This is a genomic window from Pseudoalteromonas sp. Angola-4 (assembly GCF_028599265.1).
In the GTDB taxonomy this organism is placed as follows: Bacteria; Pseudomonadota; Gammaproteobacteria; order Enterobacterales; family Alteromonadaceae; genus Pseudoalteromonas; species Pseudoalteromonas atlantica.
The window spans coordinates 1-459 of sequence record NZ_JAQREK010000088.1; the positions used below are offsets into that span (position 1 = coordinate 1).

Annotated in this window: 1 protein-coding gene; it reads right to left on the reverse strand. The window is 39.9% G+C overall.

Going from position 1 to position 459, the window contains the following annotated elements; all coding sequences use genetic code 11:
* Positions 1–459 (reverse strand): M1 family aminopeptidase (locus PSH48_RS20935; RefSeq protein WP_273612317.1); only part of this gene is annotated, 459 nt, incomplete at both ends.

Consider the following 459-nt stretch of genomic DNA (forward strand, 5'->3'; position numbering starts at 1 on the left):
ATTATCTATTAACGCATTAAATTGCGCATCATCCATTACCCAACGGTAATAACCTAGCGCGCATTGATCTGGATAAATCCACTCTGGTTCAAAGTCTAATGCTAGCGTTTGGCTTTGTTTATTTAATAATACATTGGCTGTTTGTACTTTATCGCCAGCACCATATTTAATCGCAACCGGTACATTCCACAGTTGAGCAGGGGCTTCAACACCGGCATTGGCAAAACGACTTTGCGAAATCGTAATGCTTTTACCTTGCTGCTTAACGTTAATTAGCGGGAATGACGACTGTTCAATAAACGATTTTAAAACTCTCTCTACATCTTTATTTGAAGCCTTACCAAGTGCTTCCCATAAATCGGCAGCTTCTGCATTTTTATAGGAGAATTCTTTTAAGTAGTTCTGAATACCAGCTTGAAATGCCTCTTCGCCAATCCAGTTTTCAACCATCGCCAGTAC